Here is a 6545-nt window from a genome sequence, read left to right as displayed (position 1 = left end):
AGCTTTGTCGCTTTGTCCCTTTGTCCCCTTTTGATTGCGGGTGGGAGTGAGGTCGGCGTGTGCCCCGGCAGGGGATGGTTCCCTGCCGGGGCGTCGCCGCCGCTGTGAGCGGCGGCGATGCTTCGCGGCGTGTCGCCCTATGGGACGCTGCGATACTCCTTCCGTGACCGGCGGAACTGCTTGCTCCGGCTGCGGAACTGGCCGTCGGGGATCGGCTCCGCGGGAAACCCCTGTTCCCGGGCGGCCAGCGCCCGGCGGATGACGACCGGGAACCACTGGGCGGCATCTATCAACTGCCCCGGCACACCACCCCAGAGCAGGCCCGACACGGCGGTGTTGGTGTCAAGCACCACTCGCACGGCGTCGCTCCGCGCGGTACGCCTTGACTTTGGCTTCGACTTCAGCGGCCGTCATCGGCATCGGAGACGGCGACGCCAGCTTCGCGCGGGCTTGCTGCATCCGAGCGATGCGAGTGGATGCCAGGCGTTCGCGGAGCAAGGCTTCGATCGCGCGCGGCTCGAGCAATCCCTCCTCGGCTGCCTCCTTCGCCAGCGCCTCGGGTAGCGTGATCTCGATGGTTGTCATCGCCTTCCTCGAATTGTGCAGCGCAGCACGTTCCCGCGGGGTCTGGCAGGGAATCGCACCGAAAAACAGAACCCGCTGTGAAGACTCGGCTTACGGCGAAAACCCCGAGAATCGTGCCGGTTTCGCAGACCCGGCCAATGGGCGACGAGGGACTCGAACCCCCAACCCCCTCGGTGTAAACGAGGTGCTCTGACCAATTGAGCTAGTCGCCCGCGCTGCCGCGGCATGTGCTGCCGTAGCACGTGCTCCTCCAGCCGATCCACGAGCATAGTCGATCCGCCGCGGCCGGTCGCGCGGCAGTGCCGGAGCGGTATCATGCCGCCATGAGCACTCCCCCCGCCGTCGTCGAATTGACCGCTCCCTCGTCGCAGGCCCGGGCCACGATCGTGGTCGGCCGCGGCGCCGCGTGCGGTCCGGCCTGGCTCGACGGCGGTGCCGGGGCGCGGCAGGTGGTGTGGGTGCCCGACGGCTATCTCGAGAGCGGCGCACGGCCGACGTCGGGCGGAATCCCGATCCTCTGCCCCTACCCCGGCCGCCTCGCCACGACGACGATGGCGTTCGAGGGACGGTCGATCGAACTGGAAGGGAAAGACAAGCTCGGCCGGCCGATCCACGGGCTCGTACACGAACGGCCGTGGCGCGTGATCGAGCGCGCCGACAGCACCGTGACCGCCGAATACCGGCTGTCGCACGACGCCCCCGATCTCCGGCCGCGCTGGCCCGCCGATTTCGTCCTCCGCGTCACCTGGTCGCTGTCGGCCGCGGCCCTCGACTGCCGGCTGCACCTCGAGGCCCTCGGACGGATGCCCGCAGCTCTGGGGCTCCATCCGTATTTTCCGCTGCCGCTGGTGCCCGGCGGGGACGCGGCCGCCTGCCGGCTCGACGTGCCGGCGCGCACCTGGCAGCCGCAGACGGACTGGCTCCCCGCCGGCCCGCTCGTGCCGGCCGACCGCCGGGTGGCGTTTCCCGGAGCGGTGCCGATCGGAGCGCTCGAATTCGACGACGTGTTCACCGATCTCGACGTGGCCGGCGGGGTGATCACCAGCCGCTACGTGGATCCGGCCGGGCCGATGGCGCTGCGCGTCGAGCAGGACTCCGGCTCGGGGACGGTCGTGCTGTTCACGCCACCGCACCGCCGCAGCGTGTGCATCGAGCCCTACACCTGCCTTCCCGGCGGCGCGGCGTTCGACACCCGCCGGGGCTGGCGGATCCTCGCCGCCGGCGAGTCGCTCGAAGCGCGGATGACGCTCGTGCTCGAAGAACGCGGCCGCTGACGGCGCGCGTCAGGCGGGCTTGCCCGGAGCGGCGGGCTTCGGCGGCAGGACGACGCGGATCGCCAGTTCGGCGAGCTGCTTGGTCTCGACCGGAGCCGGGGCGCCGGTCATCAGGTCGCTCGCCTTCTGCGTCTTGGGGAAGGCGATCACGTCGCGGATGTTGTCGAGGCCGCCGAACAACATGATCCAGCGGTCGATGCCCAGGGCGATGCCGCCGTGGGGCGGAGCGCCGCTCTCCAGGGCATCGAGCAGGAATCCGAACCGCTCGCGCGCCGTCTCCGCCGAGATGCCGAGGAGCCCGAAGACCTTGGCCTGCGTCGCCCGGTCGTGGATCCGGATCGTGCCGCCGCCCGCCTCCGAGCCGTTGATCACCAGGTCGTAGGCCTGCGCCCGGCAGGCGGCCGGGTCGGTGTCGAGCAGCGCCAGGTCGGCACGGCGCGGCGCCGTGAACGGATGGTGCATCGCCGCCCACCCCCCCGACTCGGTGTCGCGGGCGAACATCGGGAAGTCGACAACCCACGAGAAGTGCATCGCCTGCGGGTCGTAGAGACCAAGCGCCGCCCCGAGCCGCTTGCGCAGCATGTGGAGCGCCTTGCAGGTGACGTCGAACGAATCGGCGACGACCAGCGCCAGGTCGCCGGGCACCGCGCCGAGCGCCGCGCGGAGCGGCGCTGCGGCGGGGCCGAGGTTTTTGGCCACCGGCCCCGACCACTCGCCCGACTCCTCGAGCTTGAGCCACACCAGCCCCTTCGCACCCCCCTCGACGGCCACGGCCGTGAGGTCGTCGAGCTCCTTCCGCGAAAACTTCGCCGCCGCCCCGGGGACGCGGATCCCGCGCACCCGACCGCCGGCGTCGAGCGCCGACTTGAACACGCGGAACTCGCACCCCTCCACGGCCGCCGCGAGATCGACCAGTTCGAGGCCGTAGCGGAGGTCGGGGGCGTCGTGGCCGAAGCGCTCCATCGCCTCGTCCCAGGAGAGGCGCGGCAGGGGGAGGGGGACGTCGAGCCCGAGGATCTCGCGGGCGCTGCGTTGCACGAGCCGCTCGATGACCCCGATCACGTCGTCGGCCTCGACGAAGCTCATCTCCACGTCGAGCTGGGTGAACTCCGGCTGCCGGTCGGCGCGGAGGTCTTCGTCGCGGAAGCACTTCGCCACCTGCACGTAGCGGTCGAAGCCGGCGATCATCAGGAGCTGCTTGTAGAGCTGCGGCGACTGCGGCAGCGCGAAGAACGAGCCGTGCTCGAGCCGGGCCGGCACGAGGTAGTCGCGCGCCCCCTCGGGAGTGCTCTTGCCGAGCATCGGCGTCTCGACGTCGACGAACCCGAGCTCGTCGAAGTGGTCGCGCATGATCTTCACCATCCGGTGGCGGAGGAGGAGATTGCGCTGCATCGCCGGCCGGCGCAGGTCGAGCCAGCGGTGCCCGAGGCGCACCTCCTCGCCGGGGAGGTCGGTGGCCGAAGGCTGGAAGACGGGCGTGACCGCCTCGTTGAGCACCTCGAGGGACAGGCACGACAGCTCGACGGTGCCGGTGTCGAGCTTGGGGTTGATCGTCCCCTCGGGACGGGCGCCGACCGTGCCGCAGACGCGCACGACCCACTCCGGTCGGACCGTCTTCGCGGCCGCGAGCGTCGCGCCCGGGCTCTCGGGACCGACCACCACCTGCGTCCGCCCCCAGCGGTCGCGGAGGTCGATGAAGATCACCCCCTTGTGGTCGCGCACCCGGTCGACCCAGCCGCAGAGGGTCGCCGTCTGGCCGACATGGGAGAGGCGGAGCTCACCGCAGGAGTGCGTGCGCAGCACGGACGGTCCTTTCTGGTCGGGAAATCGGGAGTGGCAGTGTGACCGCCCCGGCACGGCGGGGGAAGGGGCCCCGCCCGACTCACGATGCCCTGCCCCCGACGGCGAGCAGCGCCAGGGAGACCAGCGTCGCCACCGCCACCAACGGCACCAGGCCCCACATCACCAACTGGCCCGGCAAACCGGGGCCGAGCGCCTTGCCGCCGAACACCGCGACCAGGCCGAGCACGACCCCGACGAGTGACAGGGCGAGCACGATCCAGGCCAGCAGCTTGGAAATCATCGGAGGGCTCGTCAGCGCGGGACGGGGGTGGGGGAGGCGGCGCGGCGCCGGGCGGCACGCTCGGCGTTGAAGTCGAGCTCGAGCTGCGCCTCGTCGCCGGGGCCAGCCGACAGCTCGCGAAACAACAGGCTCGGCTGGATGTCGCGGTTGTTCTGGTACTTGTCGCTCGAGTATTCGGTGATCGCGCCGTGGATCTGGTGGAAAAAGATCTGGCAGATCGAAACGCCGGGATAGATCTTCACCGGCTGGACCGCGAACATCTCCAGCGTCCAGTAGCCGCAGAACCCGACGTCGCCGAACCCGGCGGTGACGTGGACGAACAGGCCGAGGCGCCCGATCGAGCTGCGCCCCTCGATCATCGGCACGAGGTTGTGGGTCTCGGTCCGCTCGACGGTGCGCCCGAGATACAGCTGGTTGGGGGCGAGCACGAGCCCCTCGGCCGGGATCCGCACCCGCTGGACGCGGTTGCTCTTCCGCATGTCGAGGACCACCTCCTCGTAGACGAGCAGTTCGTCGTGGAGGGAGAGGTTGTAGCTGTTGGGATTGAGCTTCGACTCGTCGAACGGATCGATGTGGATGTTGCCGCCGAGCTGCTGCCGGATCTCGTGGCCGGAGAGAATCATCGGGCGGGCTCCGTGCGGGGACGGGTCGAGCCGATTCGGGGGCGGCGATCCCCCATCGCCGTCGCGGATTGTACGTCGTCGCGGTACGGCTGTCAGCGAGGCGGCCGTTTTCCGCGGCCGGGACCGACTCCCACGCGGGGGCAGAGATCGGCGAGGGTGCAGCCGCTGCAGCGGGGTGTGCGGGCCGCGCAGACGGTGCGGCCGTGCTCGATGAGCCGGTGCGACAGCACGATCCACTCCTCCGCCGGGACGACCGCCATCAGGTCGCGCTCGACGCGGACGGCGTCGCCCGCCCGTGACAGGCCGAGCCGGCGGGCGAGCCGGCCGACGTGCGTGTCGACGACCACGCCCTCGGCTTTTCCCAGCGCGCTGCCGAGGACGACGCTGCCGGTTTTGCGGCCCACGCCCGGCAGGGCGACCAATTCGGCGAGCGTCTCCGGGACGGCGCCGCCGTTGCGCTCGACGAGCGCCTGGCAGCAGGCCCGGATGTTGCGCGCCTTGGCGCGGAAAAACCCGGTGCTGCGGATCACCGATTCGAGCGCCGCGGCGTCGGCCGCGGCCAGCGCCGCCGCGTCGGGCCAACGCCGGAACAGCCCGGGGGTGACGAGGTTGACGCGGCGGTCGGTGCACTGCGCCGAGAGGATCGTGGCGATGAGGAGTTGGAACGGCGAGGCGAAATCGAGCGAACAGCGGGCCCCGGGGTAGAGGGCTTCGAGCCGCCGGCACAGTTCGAGGGCGCGGTGGCGGCGGGACGCGGCCGATTCGCGCCCCGGGCGGCGGGGGCGCACCTCGGCCGGAGGGCCGGGGGTGCTACGATGACAAGGTTTCCGCTCGCCGCGCCGGGATGCCATATGGGGACCAACGAGCCGCCGCCCGACTACCATCCGCTGTATCTGGCGGGGATCGAGAAGTTCAACGAGTGCGACTATTTCGAGAGCCACGAGCTCTGGGAGGAGCTCTGGACCGACGACCGCGGGCCGTCGCGGAAGTTCTACCAGGGGCTGATCCAGGTGGCTGTGGCCCTGTTCCACTTCGGCAACGGCAATCTCCGCGGCGCCCGCAAACTCCACGGCACCGCCCGGGGATACCTCGAGCCCTATCTTCCCCACCACCTCGGTCTCGACCTCACCCGGTTCCTCGGCGCCTTCGACGACTGCCTCGCGGAGCTGCTCGAGGGCACCGACGACGCCCCGATCGAGGTCGATCCGGAGCGTCTGCCGGAGATCCACCTCGATCCGCCGGCGGCCTGACCGCCGCCCCCCGCGCCATGTCCGACGAGCCGCTCGTCTTCACCAACGACCAGTTCAGCGGCCGGGCACGCGTGTTCCCGCTGCCCGAGTTGGTGATGTTTCCCCACGTCATGCAGGCGCTGCACGTCTTCGAGCCGCGCTACCGGGCGCTTCTCGAGGAGGCGGTCGAGGACGACCGGCTGATGGCCCTGGCGACGCTCTCCCCCGGCCACGAGGCCGCCCCCGGCCGCCCGCCCCTCGAGCCGTTGGCCTGCCTGTGCCGGATCGCCACCCACCAGCGCACCCCGCAGGGCACGTACAACGTCCTCCTCCTCGGCGTCCGCCGCATCCGGCTCGGCGACGAGCTGCCGCCGACACGGCCGTTCCGCATGTTCGAGGCGGAGATCCTCGCCGAGGAGGATCCGGCGCTGGCCAGCGCCGCCGCCAAGGGGCTGCAGGCGCGCCTCCTCGACGCGTTCAAACGCGCCCTGCCGCGCCTCCCCGATGCCCAGGGCCAGCTCGACCAACTCCTCGGCAGCCAGATCACCCTCGGGATGCTCACCGACATCGTCGCCTACACCCTCGAGATCGACGTCGGTTGGAAGCTGCGGCTGCTGGCGGAGACCGACGCCGTGAAGCGCTGTGCGATCCTGCTGGAGGCCATGCAGGCGCGGGAGCGGGGCCCGCGCCCGTTTCCACCACCGTTCAGCGTCAACTGAGGCGGCCGGCGAAGTCGCCGGCGACGCCTTGT

At 71.1% G+C, this 6545-nt stretch carries 8 protein-coding genes, 1 tRNA gene and 1 pseudogene; 3 read left to right on the top strand and 7 right to left on the bottom strand.

Going from position 1 to position 6545, the window contains the following annotated elements:
- Positions 1 to 278: 278 nt before the first annotated feature.
- The 3 genes and pseudogenes from FJ309_14115 to FJ309_14105 all read right to left on the bottom strand — a co-directional run bounded on the left by FJ309_14115 (position 279) and on the right by FJ309_14105 (position 797).
- Positions 279 to 359, bottom strand: a pseudogene (locus tag FJ309_14115) (toxin-antitoxin system toxin component, PIN family protein).
- Positions 343 to 585, bottom strand: coding sequence for a hypothetical protein (locus tag FJ309_14110; protein MBM3955726.1), 243 nt, complete (start codon positions 583 to 585; stop codon positions 343 to 345). The pseudogene FJ309_14115 and the gene FJ309_14110 overlap by 17 nt, the downstream one beginning before the upstream one ends.
- A 138-nt stretch (positions 586 to 723) precedes the next feature.
- A tRNA-Val gene (locus FJ309_14105) sits at positions 724 to 797 on the bottom strand.
- 111 nt (positions 798 to 908) lie between these two features.
- Between FJ309_14105 and FJ309_14100 the strand changes: the two genes are divergently transcribed.
- Entirely contained in the window at positions 909 to 1859 is a 951-nt protein-coding gene (locus FJ309_14100; protein MBM3955725.1) for an aldose 1-epimerase, read from the top strand.
- A gap of 9 nt (positions 1860 to 1868) precedes the next feature.
- On the opposite strand, the gene aspS is transcribed toward FJ309_14100, so the two are convergent.
- The 4 genes from aspS to nth form a co-directional block, all read right to left on the bottom strand.
- Positions 1869 to 3662, bottom strand: a complete 1794-nt coding sequence (gene aspS, locus FJ309_14095) for an aspartate--tRNA ligase (GenBank protein MBM3955724.1) — start codon at positions 3660 to 3662, stop codon at positions 1869 to 1871.
- 79 nt (positions 3663 to 3741) lie between these two features.
- A complete protein-coding gene (locus FJ309_14090; protein MBM3955723.1) occupies positions 3742 to 3942 on the bottom strand; it encodes a hypothetical protein in 201 nt (66 codons plus the stop codon).
- An 11-nt stretch (positions 3943 to 3953) separates the two neighbouring features.
- Positions 3954 to 4565, bottom strand: coding sequence for a dCTP deaminase (locus FJ309_14085; GenBank protein ID MBM3955722.1), 612 nt, complete (start codon positions 4563 to 4565; stop codon positions 3954 to 3956).
- Between the two features lie 92 nt (positions 4566 to 4657).
- Positions 4658 to 5416 carry an endonuclease III gene (nth, locus tag FJ309_14080; GenBank protein ID MBM3955721.1) on the bottom strand — a complete coding sequence of 253 codons (759 nt, stop codon included), beginning with the start codon at positions 5414 to 5416 and terminating at the stop codon, positions 4658 to 4660.
- Between nth and FJ309_14075 the strand changes: the two genes are divergently transcribed.
- Both FJ309_14075 and FJ309_14070 read left to right on the top strand, forming a co-directional pair.
- On the top strand, positions 5417 to 5815 hold the full coding sequence (locus FJ309_14075) for a DUF309 domain-containing protein (GenBank protein ID MBM3955720.1): 399 nt from the start codon (positions 5417 to 5419) through the stop codon (positions 5813 to 5815).
- A 17-nt stretch (positions 5816 to 5832) separates the two neighbouring features.
- Positions 5833 to 6513 (top strand): peptidase S16, encoded by a 681-nt coding sequence (locus FJ309_14070; GenBank protein MBM3955719.1) that lies wholly within the window; start codon positions 5833 to 5835, stop codon positions 6511 to 6513.
- The last annotated feature ends 32 nt before the right edge of the window (positions 6514 to 6545 follow it).

This window comes from Planctomycetota bacterium, from assembly GCA_016872555.1.
Classification (GTDB): Bacteria; Planctomycetota; Planctomycetia; order Pirellulales; family UBA1268; genus F1-20-MAGs016.
This window is presented reverse-complemented; position numbering and strand designations above follow the sequence as displayed.